This window comes from Acinetobacter sp. C13 (assembly GCF_016809775.1).
In the GTDB taxonomy this organism is placed as follows: domain Bacteria; phylum Pseudomonadota; class Gammaproteobacteria; order Pseudomonadales; family Moraxellaceae; genus Acinetobacter; species Acinetobacter pittii.
The window spans coordinates 316401-342354 of sequence record NZ_JAFBJL010000002.1 but is presented as its reverse complement, the minus strand read 5'-3'; the positions used below and the strand labels follow the sequence as shown (position 1 = coordinate 342354).

Here is a 25954-nt window from a genome sequence, read left to right as displayed (position 1 = left end):
GAAAAAAGCCTCATTACGAGGCTTTTTTATCTTTACTGTTTAGGCAGTGGTATAAATTGTGATTGAGTATTTTGGTTTTTTCTTTCCCCTACTGTCACCACAAAGTTTTGTTGCTTCCCATCTCGCTCGACCATTACATTAATTTCGCTGTTAGGCGCTTGTAATGCAACGTAATTAATCAAATGAGATGCTGAAGTGATTTGTTGATTATTCACCTGAATAATTTTATCGCCAATCTTAATACCTGCTGATGCAGCTGGGCCATTTTTCAAGACATCTGCAACCACCACCCCAATTTGCTGTTTAGGTGCTAATACATCTTCTTGTGTAGGTGGTACTAAACTAATACCTAACCATCCACGGACTACTCGGCCATCTTTCAAAATTGAGTTTAAAACTTGTTGGCAAACTTTAGCGGGAATTGCAAAACCAATTCCTAAAGAACCACCTGACTGAGAGAAAATAGCAGTATTTACACCAATTAAATTCCCAGCCACATCAATTAATGCTCCACCAGAGTTACCTGGGTTAATTGCGGCGTCTGTTTGGATAAAGTCTTCATAGGTATTAATGCCTAAATCAGAGCGTTCAGTCGCAGAAATAATACCTTGAGTTACCGTTTGGCCTACGCCAAATGGGTTACCAATTGCTAAGACCACATCACCTACTTCATTACCACTCAACTTAAATGGCAATACAGGTAATTTATCTAAATCGATTTTAATTACGGCTAAATCAGTATCAGGGTCTGTTCCAACAATCGTTGCTTCTGCACGACGGCCGTCATGTAATGCAACTACAATCTGATCAGCTTGAGCAATTACATGATTATTGGTCAGAATATAACCATCAGCTCGTACAATAACCCCAGAGCCTAAGCTATTTTCATTTTGCTGTTGTTGTTCAGGAACCTGATTTCCAAAAAATTCGCGGAAGACCGGATCACTTAATAATGGATGATTTTGTTTAACTTTCTGGGTCGTAAAAATATTAACAACTGCTGGCGCTGCAACTTTTACTGCAGCGCTATAAGATACCACCCCGCCCGCTCGCGAAGTATCAACGAGTGGTTCAACTTTCTCAGCAGGCATTTGCACCCCATCAACTGCAACAGTTGGTTTCGGCTGATGGTATTTTTGCCATGCAATAAAACTGGCAATTACAATAATAAGTAACACCCAAGGTAACCATGTAAAGGTGCGGCGCACGTTCATATCCTCTACGCAAAGAAGTTTTTAATTAAATTAATATATTGAACAAAAAGAGTTTTCAGTTAAGCATTTTAAATTAAATATGTCGATATACATAAAAAAGTCAAAAAAGATTTGTCTAGCTTTAGTTACACAACAAAATATGTTTCTATAGCTTTAGCAATTATTTACTACTCAATTCAGGAAATATCATGGCAAATTTGCATGAAATTATTCAGTGGTGCGACCAAACCTTAAAAGCGGCAGAATTTAAAGATTACGCACCAAATGGCCTGCAAATTGAAGGTTCAACTGAAGTAAAGCGTATTGTTTGTGCGGTTACTGCTTCCGAAGATGCGATTGATGCAGCAATTGCTCAAAATGCAGATTTATTAATCGTACATCATGGTTATTTTTGGAAGGGCGAACCATATCCAATTACAGGAATGCGAGGTAACCGCATTAAAAAACTCATTCAAAATAATATTTCATTAGTCGCTTATCATCTACCTTTAGATGCCCACCCAACTTTGGGCAACAATGTAGCCATTGCAGAAAAACTAAACTTGAAGAATTTAGAACCACTCGATTTAACCGAAAAACATCCGATTGGTAATATTGGTTACTTAGAGCAAGCAGTTTCTGTGGATGAATTTAAAACAAAACTACAAAACAGTTTTGATTTTAAGGTAATTCATTTGCCAGCAGAAAAGCAAAGCATTCAAAAAGTAGGCTTCTGTACAGGTGGCGCTCAAGATTTTATTGCTAAAGCTGCTTTGCAAAATTGTGATGCTTACATTTCAGGTGAAGTCAGTGAACGAACTTTTTATGAAGCAAAAGAATTAGGTGTTCACTATTTTGCCTGTGGTCACCATGCTACTGAGCGTTATGGAGTTCAGCGTTTGGCGCAAGCGATCTCAAAACAGTTTTCAATTGAAGCTGAATATTTTGAATTGAATAATCCGATTTAATTAAGTCTTTTTTTCAATCTGTGTTATGCGTATTAATTAGATCTTTATTGTGTATAGTTCTTTAAAACGGTGCCCTATTGTGACCAGAATCATTTACAATAGAGCCACTTAATTGTATAACCCAGCAAATGCAAGGAATAGGAACATGACAACCATTACTTTACCTGCACTTCCATATGGCTATGATGATTTAGCGCCACATATTAGTAAAGAAACTTTAGAATACCATCACGATAAACACCACAATACCTATGTTGTTAACTTAAACAACTTAATCAAAGGGACTGACCTTGAAGGTAAAACTTTAGAAGAAATCATTAAAGCGACTGCTGGTGATGCATCTAAAGCTGGTATTTTCAACAATGCTGCTCAAGTTTGGAATCACACTTTCTACTGGAACAGCATGAAGCCAAATGGTGGTGGTAAGCCTACTGGCGCAATCGCTGCTAAAATTGACGAAGCTTTTGGTAGCTACGAAAAGTTTGCAGAAGAATTTACTGCTGCTGCAACAACTCAATTTGGTTCAGGTTGGGCTTGGTTAGTTGCTGATGAAGTAAATGGTAAATTATCTATTACTAAAACTTCTAATGCAGACACTCCACTTGCACATGGTCAAATTGCTGTTTTAACAATTGACGTATGGGAACATGCTTACTACATCGATTTCCGTAACTTACGTCCTAAATACATCGCAACTTTCTTAGAAAGCCTTGTGAACTGGGACTATGCAAATGCAAAACTTGCAGGCCAACCAGCTGGTGTAGAGAAATAATTTTATTTCTTTATGAAAAACCACCCTATTTTGGGTGGTTTTTTTATTTTTAATACAGCAAAAGCATATTAATCAAGCAAACGATTCATTTTCTTTAATATTCTTATTGACGCTTTTAGATTTCATCCATAAAATGCGCATCAGATTCTCCAATAGCTCAGTCGGTAGAGCGACGGACTGTTAATCCGCAGGTCCCTGGTTCGAGCCCAGGTTGGAGAGCCATCTACTAATCTCCCATAGCTCAGTCGGTAGAGCGACGGACTGTTAATCCGCAGGTCCCTGGTTCGAGCCCAGGTGGGAGAGCCAAGATTCTAAAAGCCCGCATTTATTGCGGGTTTTTTCTTTTCTGATGATTTAATAATTTTTCATTATTTTGAACAAAATCAATGTTTCGAGTATTTTTAAACCAAACGATTAGATATTCACTCTAATTCTGTTATTAAGGCTTGACCCAGCCCTCTTTCCTGCCTAAAATCCTTTTCCAGATTCTCCCATAGCTCAGTCGGTAGAGCGACGGACTGTTAATCCGCAGGTCCCTGGTTCGAGCCCAGGTGGGAGAGCCAAGATTCTTAAAAACCCACTCATCATGAGTGGGTTTTTATTTGTATGATGCCTTCACATGTTCGAATCGAGTCACTTATTTTTTATTGTTTTAGGTTGCGTAAGCACCTGTATTTTTCTTCTTGTTTGTTTACGCCCTTATTTATTTCCAAAACAAAAATTCTTTGCTCGCCCTGTCATTACAAACTTTGAAACTCAAATGTTTATACGTTTAAAACAAAGTTTTCCAAATTATCATGTGTTAGCACAAGTGGCTTTTAGCGCTTTAATTACCAGTAATGACTATAAAATTCGTAGTCAGTTCAATCGTAAAGTTACTGACTTTGTCGTGCTAAACGACAAGATGGAAGTAATGGCCATTATTGAGCTAGATGACCCGACTCATCTTGAAAAAGTAGAAGAAGACCGTATTCGTGATCAAATGCTCACTGAAGCAGGCTACCTTGTAAAGCGTTACACAAATATTCCTACTGTACGCCAATTACAAAAGGATATTCATTAACAAGCTATTTTGTTTCAGAGTTTGCAGCTTCTTTCTCAGCTATTCTTTTTGCCATCTCTAAACGCTGCTGTTCATATTGTTTTTTATTCTTAGCATCACTTTTTGCAGCCAAGAAAAGTATTCCAATAATTAGTAAAGGAATAAGTAAACCTAACCCCATTAATAACCAAGGAACAGATTTTTTTTCAACAGGTTGCTGGCTCATAAGTTTTTCAAACTCAAATAGTATCAATTTCAGAATGCGTAACAATATAACAAAAAGAGCCACTATAAAGTGGCTCTTTTTCTAAAGCTATTTTCTAATTCAACAAATAAATCTTAGAATTTTCCTGTGCAGTGTGGACTTTGGCTGGCATCTTTTTGTGCATCAGTCAGCACAATACCCGTACCCGCTGACATATTAGCTTGAATGAAATCTACAGCATTGGCATTTTGACATACGATTGCTTGTGTATGAGTTGCATTCGGTACAATTGTTAAGTTATAGCCTTTATCATAGCCTGCTTGTGGGAAAAACTTCAAAGCATTCGCTTTCATTTTATCAAATAAGACTTGCGTTACCACAGGCAATACCGCTTGATCTTTTTCGCCTTGAATAATAAATACCGGTGTTTTAATAACTTTCTCAGCAGTAGCATTCGTTGCAGGTTGAGTAGCAGTCAAGAAGCGTTGAACAACTTGATCTGCTTTAAATTTATTTAGATCAATACCGTACTGGGTAATTTGATGTGTAGGGTCAGCCAAGAAAGCTAAGATTCCCGCTTTAAATTTCTCTTGCAGGCCGTTTGCACTATCAGGTGTAGGATAACTTAAACAAGCACCATCATCCCCTGTACGACCATAAGCCAATTCTGCAATGTCAGCCGCTCCTGACGTAAAAATTGCTTTAAAATCATAGTCTGGTTGCTGTGCTTTAATCCCTGCACTAGCAAAAGCGGCATATGCTAACAATTCGGCATATCCTTCTGCAGTTTTATCAATTGTAGGTACAGCAAGCGCCAGTGGATCATTTGGAGACATTTGCCCTGCAGCAATCGCTGCATCAATCTGTCTACGCGCTCTAATTGCCTGATCTAGCTTACTAACTGCAAAATTACTATCTTGATTCATTGCAGGATCAATATAAATTTGAATGATTGTTCCTAAGCTTGATGCAGGTGCTCCGGCTACCGCACCTTTATAACTTACATCCGTATTAGCAAACTCAGCAGTACCCAATGATGCATGGCCACCTTGAGACTGACCAATCGACATCCAATCACCTTTTAACTGAGCACCATAATGCTCTTTTACTGCTTTAACTGCAGCTAATGCTGATTTTGCTTCGCTAGATAAGTTTAAGTACGGATGTACCCCTGGTGTGCCTAAACCCTCATAATCTGGTGCCACAATCACATAACCTGCTGCTAATAAGGACTCAGCAAGAATTTTAAATCGCGGATTAATAGCATTTTTGCTTGGCGCACAACCATCACCCACCCCAACAGTTCCATGTTCCCATACCACTACACGATAACCATCTTTCGGTTGTGTTGCTTTTGGAAACAATACCATTGCTGTAGCAGTTGCTGTTTTTCCTTGAACATTTGCCATGTTATAAGTCATTACTTTGATCGTTGAAGCATTATCAACTTTATCAATCGCGTAATTACTTTCTGAGACATAAGCTTTATTTGTGTCTATCCCTGTATAGTGATCATCATCGTCATTACACGCTGTAAGAAATAGTGCTGAAATTGATAATGTTATAGCTAAAGCAATTTTTGACCGTTTCATAGAATATCCTTTTTATGTGTTATTTATTCCGCATATTTTTATGCACAAATATTAAGACATAAAAAAAGTGCTCTGCATAGAACACTTTTCAACCTCACGGTCATTTTTACTATATGAAATTTAAAAATATTCCTAGAAAAATGATTAATCCCACCCAGCGATTGTGACGGAATGCCCAAAAACATACTTGAGGGTTGCGGTCTTTGGTTTTAATTGTTTGATATACAAAATCGAATGCCACTACAACTAAAGCAATAATTGCCCATGGGAATAAAATATTTTCTAAATATAGTGCAGTACCAACCAAAACAAGGCTGGTTGCCTGTAAGAGTGAAATAATCTGGATGTCATATCGGCCAAAAAGAATAGCTGTAGATTTCACACCAATCTTTAAATCATACTCACGATCTGTAATTGCATATTGAGTGTCATAAGCCACAGTCCAAGCCAAATTACCAAAATAGAGCAACCAGCAAGTCAAATCTGGAGTTTTACCTACCGCGGTAAAAGCCATAGGAATTGACCATGAAAATGCTGCACCTAAAAATACTTGGGGTAAGTTGGTATAGCGTTTCATAAATGGATAAATAAACGCTAGAAGTAATGCCCCAAATGACCAGTAGAAAGTTTCGATCGGTAAAAAGAACAATAAAGCTGCACTTGCTAAAACGAGGCCTAAGAATACATATACAGCTTCTCTTGCACGAATCACTCCTGTTGCTAAAGGGCGCGTTTTAGTACGCTCAACATGACCATCTACTTTACGATCAGCAAAGTCATTAATCGCACATCCAGCAGCGCGCATAAAAATCACGCCTAAAATCATGACAAATAAAATACCTAAATCAGGTATTCCTTTTGATGCAACCCAAAGTGCCCACATGGTTGGCCAAAACACCAGTTCAGTACCAATTGGCTTATCAAATCGACATAGATAATAATAAGCCTCTAAACGCTGACGCCATGTTGTACCTGTTGCAGTCGTCATAGTAATTCCTTGTCGTGCTGCTGATTTAAAAAAGCTTCAAAAGCCGGTAAGAATGTTTCTTGGACGATAAATTTACATCCATGCCAAGTATAGCAACTTTGTCGCGTCCAGCCTTCTGGCAAACGAATGACACGACGGTCACAAAGCGGAGTTGTTCTTTGAAATAGAAAAAACCCAATTGGTTTAGATCCAATGTGCTGAAATATACGTGCTTTTTTTTGTAAACTTTGAATTGGAAAAATACTTTTTGCTTTCACCCACGGCTCTGCTTCACAGCCATATAAGTAGGTTTCCCTCACCCATGAAGTGTGTGCATGAGGCATATTCATCCATTGACTGTCTGCAAACGTTAAACGCTGAAAGTGTTCTTTAACGGGCCTCACTCTAAACTGGCCACCACCAAGCTCAGTTAATTGTTGAGTCAGAGAACCAGAAGCATACAACCAGGTTTTCAACTCAGGATTTAAAGCCTTTTCCTGTTTAAGTACTGGTTGTCGTTTACGCATAATCTGCTCACATGAAAACTCGCACCTAGTTTACTCCAATTTTTTGATAAAAAACGTAGAGAATTCAATCAACATTCCAAGCAATAAAAAAGCCTGCATATGCAGGCTTTTTTACGAAATACGTATTACAAGCTGTAGTACATATCAAATTCAACTGGGTGAGTAGTCGTGTTAAGACGACGTACATCTTCAGTTTTAAGTTCGATGTATGCATCAAGCATTTCTTTAGTGAACACGCCGCCTTTCAACAAGAATTCGTGATCTGCTTGAAGTGCTTCAAGAGCCATATCTAAGCTATGAGCAACTGTTGGGATTTTTGCTTCTTCTTCTGGAGGAAGATCATACAAGTTCTTATCAGCAGCTTCGCCCGGATGGATCTTGTTTTGGATACCGTCGATACCAGCCATTAACAATGCAGCGAAACCTAAGTACGGGTTCATCATTGGGTCTGGGAAACGAGCTTCGATACGCTTACCTTTAGGGCTAGAAACGTATGGAATACGGATAGAAGCAGAACGGTTACGTGCTGAGTAAGCAAGCATGATTGGTGCTTCGAAGTGAGGAACCAAACGCTTGTATGAGTTTGTAGATGGGTTTGTGATTGCATTCAATGCACGAGCGTGCTTGATGATACCACCGATGAAATACAATGCCATTTCTGAAAGGCCTGCATATTCATCACCAGCAAACAAGTTTTTGCCATCTTTAGAGATAGACATGTGAACGTGCATACCAGAACCGTTATCGCCTACCATTGGTTTAGGCATAAACGTAGCTGTTTTTGCATATTGATGTGCAACGTTCCAAACAGCATATTTGAACTGTTGAACTTCGTCAGCTTTACGAACAAGAGTATTGAAGCTAACACCAATTTCTAGCTGGCAAGAAGCAACTTCGTGGTGATGTACTTCTACACGACCTGGACCCATGATGTCTTCGATTTTTGCACACATTTCTGCACGCATATCTTGTGAAGAATCAACTGGAGGAACTGGGAAGTAACCGCCTTTAACACGTGGACGGTGACCAGAGTTACCAGACTCGTAATCTTTACCAGTAGACCAAGCAGCTTCTTCAGCGATTAATGTATGACGAGCGCCAGACATATCGATGTCCCACTTCACTTCGTCAAATACAAAGAATTCTGGTTCTGGACCAAAGAATGCAGTATCACCGATACCTGTAGATTTTAAGTATTCTTCTGCACGGCGAGCAATCGAACGTGGGTCACGCTCATAACCTTGACCAGTTGAAGGTTCAATAACATCACAAGTCACAACTACAGTTGGTTCAGCAAAGAACGGGTCGATAAAACCAGTTTCCGCATCTGGACGTAAAATCATGTCAGATGCTTCAATGCCTTTCCAACCAGCGATTGAAGAACCATCAAACATTTTACCGTCTTCAAAAGTATCTTCATCAATAGAATCAGCTGGGTAAGTTACGTGCTGCTCTTTACCCTTAGTATCAGTAAAGCGAAAATCGACCCATTTTGCGCCACTTTCTTGTATGAGTTGAAGGACCTTGTTCGCCATGCTCATTTTGCTCCAATGAAATTTTGTTGCACTTGTTAAGTGCGTGTTAGTTGCTGGTATTTATATAGCAATTCTCATACCAACTTTATAAGACTTACCTAAAACATTGAATTGCTTATAACTATCCATGATTTAGGCCCCTTGTCTTGAACCCATTATACTGTTTGCATTGTTAAATGCACCATATTCAGACATTTTCAAATTATGGCATACAAGAATAGCTCGCAATCGCCCTAATTTAGTGCAAAATTGTTGCGCTAATATGAATCACCGCATCAATATCTAACAGTAATTTGTGATCATAATACTTTCTTATATATAAATCTGACTTTCTTACTGTAATCCTTAAAAATAATAATCTATTCCCGATAGAACTATTAATCTCTAAATTAGACGATGGTATCTACAGTATGCCCTTGCCAAAAAAGTTTGAACATAAATACGATTTCTAAGTAACTCTACACAATTTTTTTAAATAATATCAATTACCACTCTTCACTGCCCATCCATAGAAAGGTTGAGGTTTTAAAGTGTTAATTTAATTTTTCTTATCGTAGTTTTACGCTAGGGCTGGTCTGATCAGCTTTGGTGCAGCAAGAGGAATCTTTTCGACTGATAATTTCAATTTTCTAATTTTTTACCATTTGTTATATACCTTTTTTATACATGACCAACTTGCTTTTTCATTTTAAAAAATCTAAAAAATAAAACATAACTTTTTTTTATAATTAAACAAACTAAAAGTTTTGTTTTATCTAAACTACAAATATGTTCAAAGGATTTGAAATGAAGCATGAACTCGAACAATATGACAGAGCTTTTTTCGGCCATCCAAAACCATTAAAAACTTTATTTTTTACAGAGCTTTGGGAAAGATTTTCTTATTATGGTATTCGGCCTTTACTCGTTCTTTATATGATTGCAATGGTTAATGACGGTGGTTTAGGTCTTGACCGTCCAACTGCAGCCGCAATTGTTGGGTTATTCGCTGGATCTATGTATTTAATGACCGTTTTTGGTGGCTGGATTGCCGATAACTGGTTAGGTCAGGCACGATCGGTCTGGTATGGTTCTATTATTATTGCACTAGGTCATTTATCTATTGCCCTCACGACCATTTTTGATCAATTCTTTTTTTATTTCGGCTTAGTACTGATTGTTTTAGGTACCGGATTATTTAAAACATGTATTTCAGTGATTGTGGGAACATTATATAAAGCTCAAGATAGTAGACGAGATGCTGGTTTTTCCATTTTTTACATGGGGATTAATTTAGGTTCTTTTATTGCTCCTCTTCTTACAGGCTTATTAGCACGTGATCATAACTGGCACTTAGGTTTTGGAATTGGTGGCCTTGGGATGTTAGTTGCATTACTTATTTTTCGTGTATTGGCTGTTCCTCAGTTACAAACTTTTAATGAGTTACGTCAAGAAAATGATAATTGGAATAAACCTGTCGTACAAAACAAAAATGCGCCAAAAATTGCTTTCTCCTTCTTACTATCTGTTGCAGTCGTTATTGTTCTTACCTTATTTGGTGTCATTCATATCAATCCGGTCGAGGTAGCAACTTATTTAACAGTTGGGATTGGTATTGGGATTATTGCTTATTTTGCATATTTACTGCTTTTCCTAAATTTAGAGCAGCATGACAAATTTAAAATTATTATTTGTTTTGTTTTATTAGCAGCCTCTGCCCTATTCTGGTCAGCTTTCGAACAAAAGCCCACAACTTTTACTTTATTTGCACAAGACTATACAAATCGTATGTTTTCTGGATTTGAGATTCCAACTGTATGGTTTGAATCAATTAATGCCCTATTTATTATTATTTTTGCCCCAGTTGCAGCATGGCTTTGGGCAAGACTGGGTAAATCAAATAAAGACCCAAGCTATATCAGCAAATTTATTATTGCATTGTTATTCGCAGCAGGTGGCTTTCTTGTTATGTCTTTTGCTAGTCGTTTCGCAATTGCTGGCGGCCTAGTTTCACCATTTTGGTTAGTAGGAACTTTATTTTTACTTACCATAGGAGAACTGTGCTTAAGCCCAATTGGATTATCAACCATGACTAAACTTGCACCTGATGTCATACGCGGTCAAATTATGGGGCTATGGTTTACTGGCACAGCTTTAGGTAATCTCATCGCTGGCTTAATTGGCGGGCATGTATCAGCAGATAATATTGATCATTTACCAAATCTCTTTATGCGATGCGTTTTGGCATTAGTCGTTGGTGCAATCGTGTTATTTTTATTAAAGAAACCTATCAATAGATTAATGAACAAAAGTACCAGTAAAGTTCAACCTGAATTGGAAACTATATGAGCGTTTTAACTGTTCCAGAAAAACTTGAGAAACTTCGTGAACTCATGCGCAATCAGCATATTGATGCTTTGATTGTGATGAGTGCCGATCCCCATATGTCAGAATATTTACCAGACTACTGGAAAGCAAGGCAGTGGTTAAGCGGTTTTAGTGGTTCGGTTGGTACACTCGTCGTGACCCAAAACTTTGCTGGCCTCTGGGCAGATGGTCGCTATTGGGTACAAGCCGGGCAACAACTTATTGGAACTGGCTTTGAACTTCAAAAATTAACAAGTGATGAATCTTCAACACATCTCGCTTGGATTGAAAAAAATCTACAACCAGAATCAGTCATTGTGGTAAATGGGCATACTTTATCAATTCAGCAATTTAAGGCACTCGAACATACTGCACGAGTTAATAATTATAAACTCGAAACCCAGCAAGACTTAGTCGGAGAGATTTGGTTAAACCGCCCAGAACTTCCATCAAAGAAAATTCATTTCATGCCTGAAGGGTTAAATGCCCTCTCTCGTAAAGAGAAAATTCAGGCTATTCGTGAAACTTTACATAGCAAGAATATTGCGGGTCATTTCATTTCATCTTTAGACGATATTGCATGGATCTTAAATGCACGTGGGCAAGATGTAGAATATAACCCTGTGTTTCTTTCACATTTATATGTCAGTGCAAAACAAACTGTGCTTTTTATTGATGCTGAAAAAGTTGATGTAAGCATTCAGCAAGCTTTGGCAGCCGATGGTATTGAAATTCGTAAGTACCAAGATACAGCTAAGTTTTTAGCAAATATTTCAGATGCCTCGGTACTTTTAGATCCAGCCAAAGTCTCGATTTTTCATGAACAAGCCATCGCAAAAGATATTCGGGTTATATATGACATCAACCCGAGTACGCTTTTTAAATCGCGTAAACATGAAAGCGAAATTGCTCATATCCGTCACGCAATGGTTAAAGATGGAGTCGCGCTTTGCCACTTTTTCCACTGGTTAGAGAAAGCACTTCATCATGGTGAAAGTATTTCAGAACTCACTATTGATGAAAAGATTACAGCTTTCCGTGCGCAGCAAGATGGACTTATAGGGCCAAGTTTTTCAACGATTGCTGGCTTTAATGCTAATGGTGCTTTACCCCACTACCGTGCAACTGAAGAGCACTATTCATTTATCGAAGGCGATGGTCTATTGCTGATTGACTCAGGTGGGCAATATGTTGATGGAACAACGGATATTACCCGTGTTGTACCCGTCGGCACGCCAACAGGGCAACAAAACCGTGACTATACTCTGGTTTTAAAATGTCACATTGCTTTGGCAAAAACGATTTATCCAGAAGGTTTAGCTGCACCGCTACTCGATTCAATTTGTCGTAATACTTTATGGCAACATGGTTTAGATTATCGACATGGAACAGGCCACGGTGTAGGCTTTGCGCTTAATGTTCATGAAGGTCCGCAAGTTCTTTCTTATTACGCGCCTATACATGCCCATAGCAAATTGCGTGAAGGCATGATTATTTCTAACGAGCCGGGCTTATACCATGAGGGACAATATGGTATTCGTATTGAGAATCTGGTTGCAAACAAACTTCACTCTGGATTTGAAAAAACTTACGGTGAATTTTTGGAGTTTGAAACGCTGACCCTTTGCCCAATTCATTTAGATTGTATCGTTGTTGATATGCTAACGAATGAAGAGAAAGATTGGTTAAATGGTTACCATCAAACTGTTCAAGAAAGACTGGCCGAACATTTATCTGGCGATGTTTTAGATTGGCTGATCTATAACACACGTAAGATTTAATCTTCTTGTATGACCAAGGCAGAATAGTTTTTTTATTTTTAAGAAAAGCTTATTCTGCCTTAATTGTACTTATATATCATTTCAAAAGACTCACTTCTTAAAGCCGTTTTTCTGCAAATTTCTAACGAATGAAATAGTTAAACTGGTTACTTCTTTTTTTGCTATATTAGCCCATTAGAAAGCGGCTTCTTATTTTAAAACCTAAAAAGCCTTTTCTGAAAACGGGTATCAATATGGGTAACTATTTTAGTCACTTATTAAATATATTTTAATTATCATGAGGTTAAGTTCATCATGCTTCTAATGATCGACAATTACGACTCTTTTACCTACAACATCGTCCAATACTTTGGCGAGTTGAATCAGGAAGTAAAAGTAGTTCGCAATGATCAAGTCACATTAGAGGATATTGAACGATGGCAACCAAAATATCTTGTGATTGGTCCTGGCCCTTGCTCTCCAAGTGAAGCAGGTATTTCAATTCCTGCAATTAATCACTTTGCCGGAAAAATTCCTTTGCTTGGCGTGTGTTTAGGGCATCAAAGTATTGGGCAAGCTTTTGGCGGAAAAATTGTAAGAGCCAAAACGGTGATGCACGGACGTTTATCTGACATGTACCACAGCAATAAAGGTATTTTCAGTAATCTTCCTAGCCCTTTCTCGGCAACTCGTTATCATTCATTAGTGATTGATCAGGAAACACTGCCTGATTGCCTTGAAGTAACATGCTGGACCAATGAAGCAGATGGCTCAATGGAAGAAATTATGGGCGTTAAACATAAGACACTTCCTGTTGAAGGCGTGCAATTCCATCCTGAATCCATTTTGAGTCAGCATGGCCATCAAATCTTTAAAAACTTTTTAGATATTTATGCATAAGTGATCCCTATGAATATTCAACAAGCACTTAACCATATAACAAAAAATATTCACCTGACTCAGCCGCAAATGGAAGACATTATGCGTAGCATCATGCAAGGTGAGGCAACCGAAGCACAAATTGGTGCTTTGATGATGGGCCTTCGCATGAAAGGTGAAAGTATTGACGAAATTACTGCTGCTGCACGTGTCATGCGTGAATTTGCCATCAAAATTGATGTCAGCGATATCAAATATTTAGTTGATATTGTCGGCACGGGTGGTGATGGTCAAAACTTATTTAACGTCTCTACAGCTTCAAGCTTTGTAATTGCGGCGGCAGGTGCAACCATTGCAAAACATGGCAACCGAGGCGTTTCAAGCAAATCAGGTTCATCTGACTTGCTTGAACAAGCAGGTATTCATCTTGATTTAGACATGCAACAAACCGAACGCTGCATCCGTGAGATGGGTGTAGGGTTTTTATTTGCTCCAAACCACCACAAAGCAATGAAATATGCTGTTGGACCACGTCGAGAGCTTGGTGTCCGCAGTATCTTTAATTTACTTGGCCCGCTTACGAATCCGGCTGGTGTAAAACGCTTTGTGATTGGCGTATTTTCAGATGAACTTTGCCGTCCAATTACCGAAGTGATGAAACAACTCGGTGCTGAACATGTGATGGTGGTTCATTCAAGAGATGGGCTTGATGAAATCAGCCTTGCAGCTCCTACAACTGTCGCTGAACTAAAAGACGGTGAAATTACTGAATGGATACTTACCCCTGAAGATGTCGGGATTGAGTCACAAACTTTAAACGGTTTAGTGGTTGCGGACGCTGCTGCAAGCTTAAAGCTGATTAAAGATGCATTGGGTAAAAATAAATCTGATATTGGTGAAAAAGCAGCAAACATGATTGCGCTTAATGCAGGCGCAGGCATCTATGTTGCGGGCATTACCAAAACTTATGCTCAGGCTGTTACATTCGCTCAAGATATTATCTATGGCGGACAGGCTTTAGAAAAAATGAGTGTTTTGGCTGAATTTACCAAAACATTAAAGCAATCTCAGGCAGATTAAGGACTTCTCATGATTAATATTCAAAATACCATTTTAGGTAAAATTGTTGACCGTAAACATGAGGAACTTGCTGCGCGTTTAAAACAACGTAATTTGCAAGACGTTGAAGAATTAGCGAAAGCGGCAACACCAGTTCGAGGTTTTGCTAATGCTTTGCAACATAAACGTCCGGGTGTAATTGCTGAAATTAAAAAAGCCTCTCCATCAAAAGGGATTATTCGCGCAGACTTTAATCCTGCTGAAATTGCCCAGCAATACGAACAAGCAGGAGCAGCATGTTTATCGGTATTGACCGATGTTGATTTCTTTCAGGGAGCAGATCAAAATATTGCGATTGCTCGCAATCATTGTGCCCTCCCTGCTTTACGTAAAGACTTTCTGATTGACCCATACAATGTAGTTGAAGCTCGTGCTTTGCATGCTGACTGTATTTTATTAATTGTTGCTTATTTGTCTGACCAGCAACTCGAAGAAATGTCTAAAACTGCGTTTGAACATCAACTTGATGTATTGGTTGAAGTTCATGACGAAGAAGAAATGGAACGTGCTTTAAAGCTTTCTGAGCAATGTTTATTAGGTGTGAATAACCGTAATTTAAAAACGTTTGATGTAGATTTAAATACATCCGTTCGATTGAAAAAATTACTTCCGACCTCACGTTTATTAATTACTGAAAGCGGTATTGCGACACCAGATGATGTACATATGATGCAAGAGCATGATATTCACAGTTTCTTGGTCGGCGAAAGTTTTATGAAACAACCACGTCCAGATCAGGCTTTTACTGCTCTTTTTGGACAACCTCAAACGGTTTAATGAAGATATATGAGTAATAAAGATTCATCGCTTTCTAAAGAGCAACAGAAGTTATTGAAGCAATTTAAAAAGCAAATCTCCAATCCTCATTCAAGCAAAATCATAAATCAGCCTGAGTCTAAAAAATCTCAGGCTGAGTCTGAAGAATTGGAAGATAGCCATCTGTTTCAACAGGCTGTTGCAGGTGTTAAACGTATCAACAATAGTAATGTTGCCGATGTAAAAACACCTCGTGCCAGAAAAGTCGACGCACAAACGCTAGCGAAACGTGCAGCTGCCGAAGGTGGTCGTGATACCGAACATGCCGAGTTATCAGATACGCAAGCTGCTTTAAATCCGGTCGCAAGCCAAGCAACGCTAAGCTATCGCATCGCGACTCTGCAACATAAGGTTTTTGAAGACTTAAAAGCAGGCAAGATGCGTTGGTTTGAAGCTGTAGATTTACACGGCTGTACCATTGAACAAGCACGTGACGCAGTTTTACAGATTATCCAGATGGCAAAAGATGAAAATCAAAATGTCATCAAAATTGTGCATGGTAAAGGCCCAGAAGCGGTCTTAAAAACCTATGTCAATGGATGGTTACGTCAGCACCGCGATGTTTTGGCCTTTGTAAGTGCCCCTGAAAATCAAGGTGGTACAGGTGCCGTTCTCGTACTGCTTAAACGTGCAGAAAAAAATCCTAAGTTCGAACAAAAAAAATGATCCTTTGGGATCATTTTTTTACATCAAATACCTGTAATAATTGAGCAACTACTGCAATGGCAATCATTGCAGGTTGTTTCGATGAAATCCCTTCTATCCCGATTGGGCAAACCAAACGTTGTAATGTTTCCTGAGTATAACCACGTACTTGCATACGTTTTTCAAAAATAGCCCTTTTACTTTTTGAACCAATCATTCCTACATAAGCAAATGGTTTTGCCGTAGGTTTTAAAGCTACAAAACACAGTTGCAAATCTAATTGATGGTCATGAGTTAATATTAAAATTGCTCCTGAACGGTCAAAATGCTCGATCTCGGCTTCTAAGGTATCAGTCGTTAAGCATTGCACCTGTTCCAATAAATCGGATGGGAAAATATCATCACGTGGATCAATCCATTTCACCCGAATTCCAATAGGCAATAAACAGCGAACAATTGCTTCTCCCACATGCCCGGCGCCACAAATCAGCACTTGCATGGCATAAGGCTGAATCTGCTGGCTAAATTGCCATTGCTCACTACTGTCAGAATCAAACTCGAAACTTGGTTGTCGTTCCCTATCCATAGTCTGCCAAGTGGATGCATATTGATGTGAGACGGTACGCGATATACGCTTTCCAACTCGCCATGCTTGCAAACTCACGGATAAATCCGATGTGACCGTAGCGGGTGATATTTTTTCAAACAATAACCACATTACTCCGCCACAACACTGCCCCAACCGAGCACTGAGGTTAAAGCGTTCAATACGCCTCACACAAGTTTCCGTTTCTTTTAAAATTGCTTTAGCGATATCAATCGCGTGAAACTCTAAATGCCCGCCACCGATCGTATCTGACTGCTGCCATTGCTGTTGCGAATTAAACCGCAATAACATGGTTGCACCAACTTCTCGTGGTGTTGAACCATCAGCGCGAACTACTGTGACCAATACCATAGGCAGAGCATCGACTTGCCACGCTACAAAATCAGTCCACCATTGTAAATGTTGCATAATCTTCTACATTTTAGCTTGTAGACGGTTAGCCAAAGCCTGTCCTCGTCCAATCGCAATTGCACGTAAAATTTCCTCGGCAGTTGCTGGAGCATTGAGCACGAGCGGAGCTTTTTCGGGAATAGCCGCCTGTACCGCCTGACGAATTGCAGAGAAAACAGATAATGCCAACATAAATGGCGGTTCACCTACAGCTTTGGAGCGGTAAATGGTGTCTGCCTGATTTTGATTATTAAACAATTTAACATTAAAAATATGAGGAATATCTACACTGGTCGGGATTTTATAAGTTGAAGGCGCATGGGTAAACAAACGGCCTACGTGTGGTCCATGCGGCTGCCAATACAGCTCTTCTGTCGTGAGCCATCCCATCCCTTGAACAAAACCACCTTCAATTTGTCCAATATCAATTGCAGGGTTAATTGAGCGCCCAACGTCATGCAAAATGTCAGCACGTAATACTTTCATTTCCCCTGTTAAGGTATCTATTGCGACCTCACTGACTGCTGCACCATAGGCATAATAGAAAAATGGACGCCCCAAATGGTTGACCTGATCATAGTGAATTTCTGGCGTTTTATAAAAACCGCTGTCCCATAGCTGTACACGTGCCATATATGCCCGTTGAACCAAATCTGGAAATGTCCATGAGTGACCATTCGCTGTTGAAACCATACTATCTTCAAACTGGACTTTTTCAGCGTCACTGTCGCTTATGTCTGCTGCAAGTTTTGCCAGACGCTCACGAATTTTAATACAGGCATTTTGAACAGCTTTACCATTTAAATCCGCGCCACTCGATGCTGCAGTTGCCGAAGTATTTGGCACACGAGAAGTATCGGTTGCAATTAAACGAACGCTATCGATTGGTAAACCCAACTCATGCGCAGCAACCTGACGTACTTTGGTATATAGCCCCTGTCCCATTTCCGTACCGCCATGGGTAATAGAAACAGTACCATCCATATACACATAGACCAGTGCACCCGCCTGATTGTAATGTACGGCGTTAAACGAAATACCAAACATTAATGGGGTTAACGCAATACCACGCTTAATGATGTCATTGCTCTGATTAAAGGCATGAATGCTCTGTTTACGTTTCGCGTAATCGCTACTTTGCAATAATTCGGCCACCAGTCGAGGAGCAACATTATCACGAACTTCTGCCCCATAATGCATGCGATCACGTCCGGCGCCAGGCTGCTCAGCAAAGAAATTACGCTGTCGAATTTCAACAGGATCACAGCCTAAATAACGAGCAATGTCATCAATAATATTTTCAATGACAAACATGCCTTGCGGTCCACCAAAACCACGGTATGCCGTATTGGAGACAGTATTAGTTTTACAACGTAAGTTACGTAGCTCAACCGCATTTAAATAATAAGCGTTGCCAATATGACAAATCGCACGTTCATTCACTGGCCCAGAAAGATCAGCCGAAAAACCGCAATTTGAAGCCAATTGAACCTTCAAGCCTTGCAAAACACCACTGTCATCAAAAGCTACAGACCACTCATAAGCAAAACCGTGACGTTTGCCTGTAGCATTCATGTCGTCATCTCGATCTAAGCGTAATTTACACGGACGGCCCGTTTTTTGTGCTGCCAAAGATGCAATGCATGCCCACTGTGCCGACTGTGACTCTTTACCACCAAAACCACCACCCATACGGCGACTTTCCACACTGACCTGATGCATATTCATGCCTAATGCATGACAAATCAGTAACTGCATTTCTGTTGGATGTTGTGTAGAGCAATAGACTTTTAAGCTCTGATTTTCTTGTGGAATCGCATAAGAAATTTGCCCTTCAAGATAGAAATGCTCTTGCCCGCCCAGTTCAATAGAACCTGATAGTAGATGTGCTGCGTTTTGAAATGCCTGCTCAACTTCACCATGGCTAAATTCTACAGGCGGTAAAACCCACGATTCTTTTTCAATCGCATCTTGAATCGTTAAAATCGGAGTTTCGGGCACATACTCAATTTTTGCTAAACGGACTGCCTGACGGGCTTGCTGATAAGTCTCAGCAACAACCACAAACAAAGCTTGTCCATAAAACTCGACCTGCTCTTCGGCAAAAATTGGGTCATCTTTTACAATTGGTCCCCAATTATTTTCAACCTCAATATCTTTTGCCGAAAAAACTGCATGGACACCCTCAGCCTGACGTACGGCATCCAAATCAAACTTACTGATTTTACCTTTGGCACAACTTGAAAATCCGACAGCCAGATGCATGGTATTTTCAAGCTCGGGTAAATCATCAATATAAGTTGCCTGCCCAGTTACATGTAAATGTGCACTTTCGTGTGGAATCGAGTCACCTGCTTTAGCTGATTTTTTAGAAGCCCTTAAATCAATGTTTTGATTCATGTTAGATCTCCACAACAGCAATCAAGTCAGTCACACGTGTGATCGTTTTAGACAGGATTTTTTCTACATAAAACCGCTGTAAACAGTTTTTTGCGACTTGTAAACGATATGCCGAGCTAGCACGCCCATCATCTAAAGGCTGATAATCTTTCGACAAGGCCTCTTTTGCCTGAACGATCAATTCTGCTGTAAGTTGCTGGCCTTCCAATATAGCTTCTGCATATTTTGCACGTTTGGGAATAGCTGCCATGCCACCAAAAGCAATTTTTACATTGTGAGCGACATCATAATGATCTAACTCGCATGAAATGGCCGCACATACCGCAGAAATATCTTGCTCAAAACGTTTAGCAATTTTATAGCTGGCAAATTTAAAACGCGTCTGCCCTTCACGAAACGGAATAACAATCGCCTCAACAAACTCACCAAGTTGTAATGCTGTTTTTTGATAATCTATATAAAAGTCTTCCAAAGCAATTTCACGAGTCTGTTCACCTGCTCGCAAAATCAATCGTGTACCTAGCGTAATTAATGCTGGCATTGAGTCACCAATAGGCGAACCATTGGCAATATTTCCACCTAGCGTTCCTGCATTTTTAATCGGCAAGGAAGCAAAACGGCGCTGTAAGTCTTGAAAGTCAGGATAAACATCTGAAATTTTGATGAGTGCATCACTCAAACTTACATTTGCCCCAATCGTTAAAGCATGATCTGTGACTACAATTTTTTTGAGTTCTTCAACCTGACCGATATAAAGCATATCTCCTAAATTACGGCCTTGCTTTGTGACCCACAAACCAACATCTGTGCTACCAGCAACAATACGTGCCTGCGGCAACTGTAACCGTAAAGCGGCAAAATCCTGCAAAGTCTTTGGTGCAAAAAATTGCTGTCCATGATCATTCAAATGCAACGCAGGCAATGCTTTGATCTCTTTTAATACTTCAATTACTTTTTGACGTTTTAATAAAATACGTGGATAGTCATATGCTTTTTGTGCTGCATCAAAAATAGGTCGATAGCCTGTACAGCGACACAAATTTCCAGAAAGATAATTACTGACCTGATCTTTGCTTGGACAGTGTTGTTCATTTTCATACATTGCCCATAACGACATGATAAAACCAGGAGTACAAAACCCGCATTGTGAACCATGCATATCGACCATCGCCTGTTGAACCGGATGAAGTGCCCCATCCTTTTTAGGCAATAATGTACAAAGATCTTCTACTGTAAATAAAGCCTTACCATCTAAAGTGGGTAAAAACTGAATGCAAGCATTCACACTGCGTAATTGCAAACTTTCATTGACCAACTCACCAATCACTACCGTACATGCACCACAATCGCCCTCAGCACAGCCCTCTTTTGTGGCGGTCTGCCTGGTCTTACCAGTTTGGATATACTCTCGCAGAAATTGTAAAACTGTCATTGTGGGTGTTACATTTTCAACTTGCTGCTGGCTACCACGGAAAAAGAAGGTGATTGGACGTTCTGACATGTTTTATCCTTATGCTCTATAACACTGCATCTGTGCAAATATGATGCCATTAGGCGATCATTTAGAACCTATCAACATTAAATACACATTTGACGTTCAAACACTTGACTATTAACGATAAAAAACATGAAATTTATTCATCTTTTATTAAGCACGCATAAAACCAGAATAAATATAGTGCGAGGAGTTATGAACATCAGGTCATGTTTCTGATACAATGCCGAGCTTGTCTAATAGAGTAAACTTATACGTCTTATGTCAATGCAGCAATCGTACGCAAATATCCTGACTGCCGTCGGTGAAGATCTTGATCGTCCCGGCCTTAAAGATACGCCTGTGCGTGCGGCTAAAGCTTTTTCATATTTAACTTCTGGCTATAGTAAAACTTTAGAAGAAGTCACCAATAATGCTGTTTTCCCATCAGATAACCATGAAATGGTATTGGTGAAGAATATTGAATTCTATTCGCTTTGCGAACATCATCTCCTCCCATTCTACGGCCGTGTTCATGTAGCCTATTTACCGGAAGGCAAAGTTCTCGGTTTATCTAAATTTGCACGTATTACCGAGATGTTTGCTCGCCGTTTGCAAATTCAGGAAAATCTGACTCAACAAATCGCAGAAGCCGTTGCTGAAGTGACTGGCGCTCGTGGTGTTGCTGTAGTTATAGATTCAGCACATATGTGTATGATGATGCGTGGTGTAGGTAAACAAGAATCTACAACTCGTACAGTTTCATTTGTCGGCGATTTTAAAACCGATAAAGAAGCACGCCGTGAATTTTTAAGCGCAGTACCGGAAAGTTATTAATCTGGTTTTAATGCAAAAATAAGAGCCCGACGACGTTGGGCTTTTTTATATCTAGTTAAAGCACTTAATCTATAAAACATAACAATTAAATTAAGTGATTTTTGTTATAAAAGTACGCATCTTTCTTTTTAAATAATTTATGAGCTCATCATGCGATTTAAAAAAATTTCTTGCTTACTTTTACCGCCTCTTTTTATTTTTAGTGCCTCAATTTATGCGGGTAATACACCAAAAGAACAAGAAGTTAAAAAACTGGTAGATCAAAATTTTAAGCCTTTATTAGATAAATATGATGTGCCTGGTATGGCCGTAGGGGTCATTCAAAATAATAAAAAATATGAAATATATTATGGCCTACAATCCGTTCAGGATAAAAAAGCCGTAAATAGCAGTACCATTTTTGAACTAGGTTCGGTCAGTAAATTATTTACCGCTACAGCTGGTGGATATGCAAAAGCAAAAGGAAAAATCTCTTTTGATGACACACCCGGAAAATATTGGAAAGAACTAAAAAACACACCGATTGACCAAGTTAATCTTCTTCAACTTGCGACGTATACAAGTGGCAATCTCGCCTTACAATTTCCAGATGAAGTTCAAACAGACCAACAAGTTTTAACTTTTTTCAAAGATTGGAAAACTAAAAACGCAATCGGTGAATACAGACAATATTCAAATCCAAGTATTGGCTTATTTGGAAAAGTTGTGGCTTTGTCTATGAATAAACCTTTTGACCAAGTCTTAGAAAAAACAATTTTTCCACATCTCCATTTAAAAAATAGCTATGTAAACGTACCTAAAACTCAGATGCAAAACTATGCTTTTGGCTATAACCAAGAAAATCAGCCGATCCGAGTTAACCCTGGTCCGCTAGATGCTCCAGCATACGGCGTTAAATCGACACTACCAGACATGCTGAGTTTTATTAATGCCAACCTCAACCCACAGAAATATCCGAAAGATATTCAACGTGCAATTAATGAAACACATCAAGGTTTCTATCAAGTCGGCACCATGTATCAAGCCTTGGGTTGGGAAGAATTTTCTTATCCAGCGCCTTTACAAACTTTATTAGACAGTAATTCAGAGCAAATCGTGATGAAGCCTAATAAAGTGACTGCCATTTCCAAAGAACCTTCAGTTAAGATGTTCCACAAAACTGGCTCAACAAATGGCTTTGGAACTTATGTGGTGTTTATTCCAAAAGAAAATATTGGTTTAGTCATGTTAACCAATAAACGTATTCCAAATGAAGAACGCATTAAGGCAGCGTATGCAGTATTAAATGCAATAAAGAAATAATCTTTTGCTAAAACAAAAAAAGGGAAAAATGATTTCATTCATTTTTCCCTTTTTTTATTCGTAATGCTATTCAAAAGAACCAAACATATCCTAGACTTGATTTCATCCAGTCTTGATGATTTTGTTGTTCATAATCCCAGTTTAATCGAACAGCATTATTGCGATTAATCAGATATTGCCACTGCGTATTGACTCTCAAATTCCATTGATTTTGTTCTTCCCAATAGGGCAATTCGATTTGCACCACAGAGTTGAAACGCTCAAACCATTGGTTCATACAACCTAAAGTCGGGCCTACTCCTACACGCCACCCTTTATCTAGATTTGAACCCGTTTGTACATAAGTTTGTACTTGTCCATAGCAAATATGCTTTCGCTCATAGTCTGCAAGACTGTAACCGACCTGAGCATTAAAGCTTGCTACACCGTGTTGTTTGTCTTCGCTAAAGCGTCCATCATGAATAGCTTCCTGACGCCAACCTAAATTAAATCCCCAACTCAGTGGTGTTTTAAATGGTTGAATCGGGTTATAAGAGTTCACTTCTAACAGATCAAGACGTTCTAGTTTTAAATGGTCATTTCGCCACTGCGCGTTACCATTTAAAAATAGTAATTGAGTACCGGCACGATATCCGCCTTGAGGGTCTATTAAGTCATGGTAGGCTTGCCGATGACCAAGTTCAATAAACTTATCACCTTGCACCTCACCAGCTTTCACGGAAAAGTTACGCGCGTTATGGCCTTGAGTCGGTTCCTTTGTTGGTCTTTTTGGTTCTTGACGCTGTTTGTCTAAATCAATCTGACTTCTGAGCGCTAAAAGCTGACGTAACTGCGGCTGAGCAACACTTTCTTCTATTTTTCGGCTAATAAATTGGAGGTATAAATCATCGTAAGCCATCTCTAAAATCTTAGCCTGATCTTGCTCACTAAATGATTTTAAAATCTGAGAAGACCGCTGTGTCGGCATCATCGTAATTTGATGAGCCACCTTCGCCAGTGAAGCACCATGCTGATGAGCTTGGGCTAGTAACTGAGTTTCTAATGCAGGTCGATATACAGGAGCTTTGGTAAGTCCTTCCTGCTGCATCGATTTAATGGTTTCCATTGGAATGGAGGCATAAGTAAATTTTTCTTGTAAGTTAGATTCAGGTTTTACTAAATCCACTAACCCCAACAATCTATAGGCACAGTTATCACTCACAAAGTAATATGGGAAACTCACAAGTTGCATTTCCCAAATGTGAGACACCAAGAAACGTGTTTCCTCAGGAGTTAAATTTAGCTCATATTCCCATAAATCACGGCTTTCAAAATCGCCATATTCTTTTACTTTACGGTAATAAGGCATTAGTGAATATTCACCCGGATACTGCCCTGTTAAACCTTTCCATGCATATGACCAGTTGTCGTTGCCTGCCACCGTTGCTGCATAATTTACAGCATAGGAAACTAAATTTAATTGCTGCTGATCTTTGGGGTCTAAACGCAATAAAGTATGCCCAAACATGGAGCTCGGATTGCCCATAAAATCGGTCGCATAAATTAATGTCGCTTTGTAGGGCTTAATTTGCCCAATCCAGTTTTCAAATTCGGTACACTTTACTTGAGGCAATTCATTTTCTTGAATGCCGACTTTTTGCATGAGCCATTGACTACGTGCCGGAAACTTACAACGAATCGACTGATTATCTTGAGCAGGTATAAATAATGCCGAGATATCCGCTTTCAGTTCTTCTTTTAAATTATTTTTTCCATTTTCTGATAGGAAATAGCCAGAATAAGAGACCTCACTTTTCTGATTTTTATTGGCATACATGAGCCTTTGCCATGTAATGTCTTGATCTAGATTTTGTTGTTCTGCGATTGACCAATATTTTTGAATAGATGGATTTATATCTGCTGAATACGCAATATTCACTGCCAAAGAGGCAAAAACTAAAACAACTGACTTCATTAAGCTCATCAATTTTTATCATTAAATATAAGAAAAACCCTGCCATACGACAGGGTTTTCAGTTTCAAACTTATACGTAAGCTTTTAAAACGTCATCTTTAGCCATTACAGTTTGTAATGATGCTAAAACTTGAAGCGTATTTTGGTTATTTGCAGAATAGATTTCACCAAAGTTTGCTTTTGAAACTTTAAAGAAACGGTCTTTGTCTTGAGGTTTAATTTGCATTAACTCAGCAAGTACGTTCAGGCTTTCACCTTGGCCTACTGCCATATCACGTGCTAAAGCTTCAGCATTTTCATTTGTAAATGTAACCACTTGAGCAGTTACTGTTCCGCCTTGACGGCAGCCTAAAGTACCGAAAGTGATCCCTAATAATTGGTTAGTAAAAATACCGTTTGTTGTTGCAGCAAGAATTTTAGGCGCTACTCCTTTTTTGCCAGCCCATACTTGTGTACCCACACCACAACCTACGTCGTTGTCAGCCATTGCAACACTTGAACCAGCTGCTAATAACGCAGCTAAAGCTAATTTTTTTAACATAGATGTAAATCTCCAAAATCATTATTGATTGTTTCTTATGTGTTGTATTGTTATGTGTAATTTTTATTACACGCTATTAAAGA

22 protein-coding genes and 3 tRNA genes are annotated in these 25954 nt (G+C 39.1%); 14 read left to right on the top strand and 11 right to left on the bottom strand.

Features of this window, described 5'->3' with window-relative positions; all coding sequences use genetic code 11:
• Positions 1-32: 32 nt before the first annotated feature.
• On the bottom strand, positions 33-1208 hold the full coding sequence (locus JGE69_RS06795) for a S1C family serine protease (RefSeq protein WP_005068179.1): 1176 nt from the start codon (positions 1206-1208) through the stop codon (positions 33-35).
• 194 nt (positions 1209-1402) lie between these two features.
• Between JGE69_RS06795 and JGE69_RS06790 the strand changes: the two genes are divergently transcribed.
• The 6 genes from JGE69_RS06790 to JGE69_RS06765 all read left to right on the top strand — a co-directional run bounded on the left by JGE69_RS06790 (position 1403) and on the right by JGE69_RS06765 (position 3996).
• Complete coding sequence (locus JGE69_RS06790) at positions 1403-2161, top strand: Nif3-like dinuclear metal center hexameric protein (protein WP_199113005.1); 759 nt, start codon at positions 1403-1405, stop codon at positions 2159-2161.
• A gap of 145 nt (positions 2162-2306) precedes the next feature.
• The gene (locus tag JGE69_RS06785) at positions 2307-2933 is read left to right on the top strand and encodes a superoxide dismutase (RefSeq protein WP_000208083.1); all 627 of its coding nucleotides are present in this window, start codon (positions 2307-2309) and stop codon (positions 2931-2933) included.
• Between the two features lie 146 nt (positions 2934-3079).
• Positions 3080-3155: transfer RNA gene (locus tag JGE69_RS06780), tRNA-Asn, on the top strand.
• Between the two features lie 8 nt (positions 3156-3163).
• Positions 3164-3239, top strand: a tRNA-Asn gene (locus tag JGE69_RS06775).
• Positions 3240-3420: 181 nt separating this feature from the next.
• Positions 3421-3496, top strand: a tRNA-Asn gene (locus tag JGE69_RS06770).
• Between the two features lie 56 nt (positions 3497-3552).
• The gene (locus tag JGE69_RS06765) at positions 3553-3996 is read left to right on the top strand and encodes a DUF2726 domain-containing protein (protein ID WP_005068176.1); all 444 of its coding nucleotides are present in this window, start codon (positions 3553-3555) and stop codon (positions 3994-3996) included.
• A gap of 4 nt (positions 3997-4000) precedes the next feature.
• Here the strand turns inward: JGE69_RS06765 and JGE69_RS06760 are convergent, their stop codons facing one another.
• The 5 genes from JGE69_RS06760 to glnA form a co-directional block, all read right to left on the bottom strand.
• The gene (locus tag JGE69_RS06760) at positions 4001-4201 is read right to left on the bottom strand and encodes a hypothetical protein (protein ID WP_039759004.1); all 201 of its coding nucleotides are present in this window, start codon (positions 4199-4201) and stop codon (positions 4001-4003) included.
• 113 nt (positions 4202-4314) lie between these two features.
• Positions 4315-5772, bottom strand: a complete 1458-nt coding sequence (locus tag JGE69_RS06755; protein ID WP_199113007.1) for a lipase family protein — start codon at positions 5770-5772, stop codon at positions 4315-4317.
• Positions 5773-5881: 109 nt separating this feature from the next.
• Entirely contained in the window at positions 5882-6760 is an 879-nt protein-coding gene (ubiA, locus tag JGE69_RS06750) for a 4-hydroxybenzoate octaprenyltransferase (protein ID WP_199113009.1), read from the bottom strand.
• Entirely contained in the window at positions 6757-7266 is a 510-nt protein-coding gene (locus JGE69_RS06745) for a chorismate--pyruvate lyase family protein (RefSeq protein WP_199113010.1), read from the bottom strand. Before JGE69_RS06745 ends, ubiA begins: the two co-directional genes overlap by 4 nt.
• A gap of 125 nt (positions 7267-7391) precedes the next feature.
• Positions 7392-8807, bottom strand: coding sequence for a type I glutamate--ammonia ligase (gene glnA, locus JGE69_RS06740; RefSeq protein WP_002052696.1), 1416 nt, complete (start codon positions 8805-8807; stop codon positions 7392-7394).
• A 762-nt stretch (positions 8808-9569) separates the two neighbouring features.
• Here glnA and JGE69_RS06735 point away from each other — a divergent pair.
• From JGE69_RS06735 to JGE69_RS06710, 6 genes are all read left to right on the top strand, one after another.
• Positions 9570-11129, top strand: coding sequence for a peptide MFS transporter (locus JGE69_RS06735; protein WP_199113011.1), 1560 nt, complete (start codon positions 9570-9572; stop codon positions 11127-11129).
• Entirely contained in the window at positions 11126-12928 is a 1803-nt protein-coding gene (locus tag JGE69_RS06730) for an aminopeptidase P family protein (RefSeq protein WP_199113012.1), read from the top strand. The genes JGE69_RS06735 and JGE69_RS06730 overlap by 4 nt, the downstream gene beginning before the upstream one ends.
• Before the next feature lie 294 nt (positions 12929-13222).
• Positions 13223-13807: an anthranilate synthase component II gene (locus JGE69_RS06725; protein WP_000925673.1), complete on the top strand. Its 585-nt coding sequence runs from the start codon at positions 13223-13225 to the stop codon at positions 13805-13807.
• 9 nt (positions 13808-13816) lie between these two features.
• On the top strand, positions 13817-14866 hold the full coding sequence (gene trpD / locus JGE69_RS06720; protein ID WP_199113013.1) for an anthranilate phosphoribosyltransferase: 1050 nt from the start codon (positions 13817-13819) through the stop codon (positions 14864-14866).
• A gap of 9 nt (positions 14867-14875) precedes the next feature.
• Positions 14876-15682, top strand: a complete 807-nt coding sequence (trpC, locus tag JGE69_RS06715) for an indole-3-glycerol phosphate synthase TrpC (RefSeq protein ID WP_199113014.1) — start codon at positions 14876-14878, stop codon at positions 15680-15682.
• Between the two features lie 9 nt (positions 15683-15691).
• Positions 15692-16387, top strand: a complete 696-nt coding sequence (locus JGE69_RS06710) for a Smr/MutS family protein (RefSeq protein ID WP_199113016.1) — start codon at positions 15692-15694, stop codon at positions 16385-16387.
• 10 nt (positions 16388-16397) lie between these two features.
• Here the strand turns inward: JGE69_RS06710 and xdhC are convergent, their stop codons facing one another.
• From xdhC to xdhA, 3 genes are read right to left on the bottom strand one after another with little or no spacing between them, the layout of a single operon-like run.
• Positions 16398-17381, bottom strand: coding sequence for a xanthine dehydrogenase accessory protein XdhC (gene xdhC, locus JGE69_RS06705; protein ID WP_199113018.1), 984 nt, complete (start codon positions 17379-17381; stop codon positions 16398-16400).
• A gap of 6 nt (positions 17382-17387) precedes the next feature.
• Positions 17388-19763 carry a xanthine dehydrogenase molybdopterin binding subunit gene (xdhB, locus tag JGE69_RS06700; RefSeq protein ID WP_199113020.1) on the bottom strand — a complete coding sequence of 792 codons (2376 nt, stop codon included), beginning with the start codon at positions 19761-19763 and terminating at the stop codon, positions 17388-17390.
• 1 nt (position 19764) lies between these two features.
• On the bottom strand, positions 19765-21264 hold the full coding sequence (gene xdhA / locus JGE69_RS06695; RefSeq protein ID WP_199113022.1) for a xanthine dehydrogenase small subunit: 1500 nt from the start codon (positions 21262-21264) through the stop codon (positions 19765-19767).
• A 261-nt stretch (positions 21265-21525) separates the two neighbouring features.
• Here xdhA and folE point away from each other — a divergent pair, with 261 nt between their 5' ends.
• Both folE and blaADC read left to right on the top strand, forming a co-directional pair.
• Positions 21526-22074: a GTP cyclohydrolase I FolE gene (folE, locus tag JGE69_RS06690; RefSeq protein ID WP_002118643.1), complete on the top strand. Its 549-nt coding sequence runs from the start codon at positions 21526-21528 to the stop codon at positions 22072-22074.
• 150 nt (positions 22075-22224) lie between these two features.
• Positions 22225-23376, top strand: coding sequence for an ADC family extended-spectrum class C beta-lactamase (gene blaADC, locus JGE69_RS06685; RefSeq protein ID WP_199113024.1), 1152 nt, complete (start codon positions 22225-22227; stop codon positions 23374-23376).
• A gap of 70 nt (positions 23377-23446) precedes the next feature.
• Here blaADC and JGE69_RS06680 read toward each other — a convergent pair whose 3' ends face one another.
• Positions 23447-25339 (bottom strand): DUF4105 domain-containing protein, encoded by a 1893-nt coding sequence (locus JGE69_RS06680; protein WP_199113027.1) that lies wholly within the window; start codon positions 25337-25339, stop codon positions 23447-23449.
• Positions 25340-25400: 61 nt separating this feature from the next.
• Positions 25401-25871 carry a DUF3015 family protein gene (locus JGE69_RS06675; RefSeq protein WP_003650547.1) on the bottom strand — a complete coding sequence of 157 codons (471 nt, stop codon included), beginning with the start codon at positions 25869-25871 and terminating at the stop codon, positions 25401-25403.
• Positions 25872-25954: the final 83 nt, after the last annotated feature.

Coding starts and splice junctions, on each gene's coding strand:
- JGE69_RS06755 (WP_199113007.1), bottom strand. CDS start 5,772: ATGAAACGGTCAAAAATTGCTTTAGCTATAACATTATCAATTTCAGCA.
- xdhA (WP_199113022.1), bottom strand. CDS start 21,264: ATGTCAGAACGTCCAATCACCTTCTTTTTCCGTGGTAGCCAGCAGCAA.
- JGE69_RS06765 (WP_005068176.1), top strand. CDS start 3,553: ATGTTCGAATCGAGTCACTTATTTTTTATTGTTTTAGGTTGCGTAAGC.
- JGE69_RS06760 (WP_039759004.1), bottom strand. CDS start 4,201: ATGAGCCAGCAACCTGTTGAAAAAAAATCTGTTCCTTGGTTATTAATG.
- JGE69_RS06680 (WP_199113027.1), bottom strand. CDS start 25,339: ATGAGCTTAATGAAGTCAGTTGTTTTAGTTTTTGCCTCTTTGGCAGTG.
- JGE69_RS06785 (WP_000208083.1), top strand. CDS start 2,307: ATGACAACCATTACTTTACCTGCACTTCCATATGGCTATGATGATTTA.
- glnA (WP_002052696.1), bottom strand. CDS start 8,807: ATGAGCATGGCGAACAAGGTCCTTCAACTCATACAAGAAAGTGGCGCA.
- JGE69_RS06725 (WP_000925673.1), top strand. CDS start 13,223: ATGCTTCTAATGATCGACAATTACGACTCTTTTACCTACAACATCGTC.
- JGE69_RS06710 (WP_199113016.1), top strand. CDS start 15,692: ATGAGTAATAAAGATTCATCGCTTTCTAAAGAGCAACAGAAGTTATTG.
- xdhC (WP_199113018.1), bottom strand. CDS start 17,381: ATGCAACATTTACAATGGTGGACTGATTTTGTAGCGTGGCAAGTCGAT.
- folE (WP_002118643.1), top strand. CDS start 21,526: ATGCAGCAATCGTACGCAAATATCCTGACTGCCGTCGGTGAAGATCTT.
- xdhB (WP_199113020.1), bottom strand. CDS start 19,763: ATGAATCAAAACATTGATTTAAGGGCTTCTAAAAAATCAGCTAAAGCA.
- JGE69_RS06745 (WP_199113010.1), bottom strand. CDS start 7,266: ATGCGTAAACGACAACCAGTACTTAAACAGGAAAAGGCTTTAAATCCT.
- trpD (WP_199113013.1), top strand. CDS start 13,817: ATGAATATTCAACAAGCACTTAACCATATAACAAAAAATATTCACCTG.
- blaADC (WP_199113024.1), top strand. CDS start 22,225: ATGCGATTTAAAAAAATTTCTTGCTTACTTTTACCGCCTCTTTTTATT.
- trpC (WP_199113014.1), top strand. CDS start 14,876: ATGATTAATATTCAAAATACCATTTTAGGTAAAATTGTTGACCGTAAA.
- JGE69_RS06730 (WP_199113012.1), top strand. CDS start 11,126: ATGAGCGTTTTAACTGTTCCAGAAAAACTTGAGAAACTTCGTGAACTC.
- JGE69_RS06675 (WP_003650547.1), bottom strand. CDS start 25,871: ATGTTAAAAAAATTAGCTTTAGCTGCGTTATTAGCAGCTGGTTCAAGT.
- JGE69_RS06790 (WP_199113005.1), top strand. CDS start 1,403: ATGGCAAATTTGCATGAAATTATTCAGTGGTGCGACCAAACCTTAAAA.
- JGE69_RS06735 (WP_199113011.1), top strand. CDS start 9,570: ATGTTCAAAGGATTTGAAATGAAGCATGAACTCGAACAATATGACAGA.
- ubiA (WP_199113009.1), bottom strand. CDS start 6,760: ATGACGACTGCAACAGGTACAACATGGCGTCAGCGTTTAGAGGCTTAT.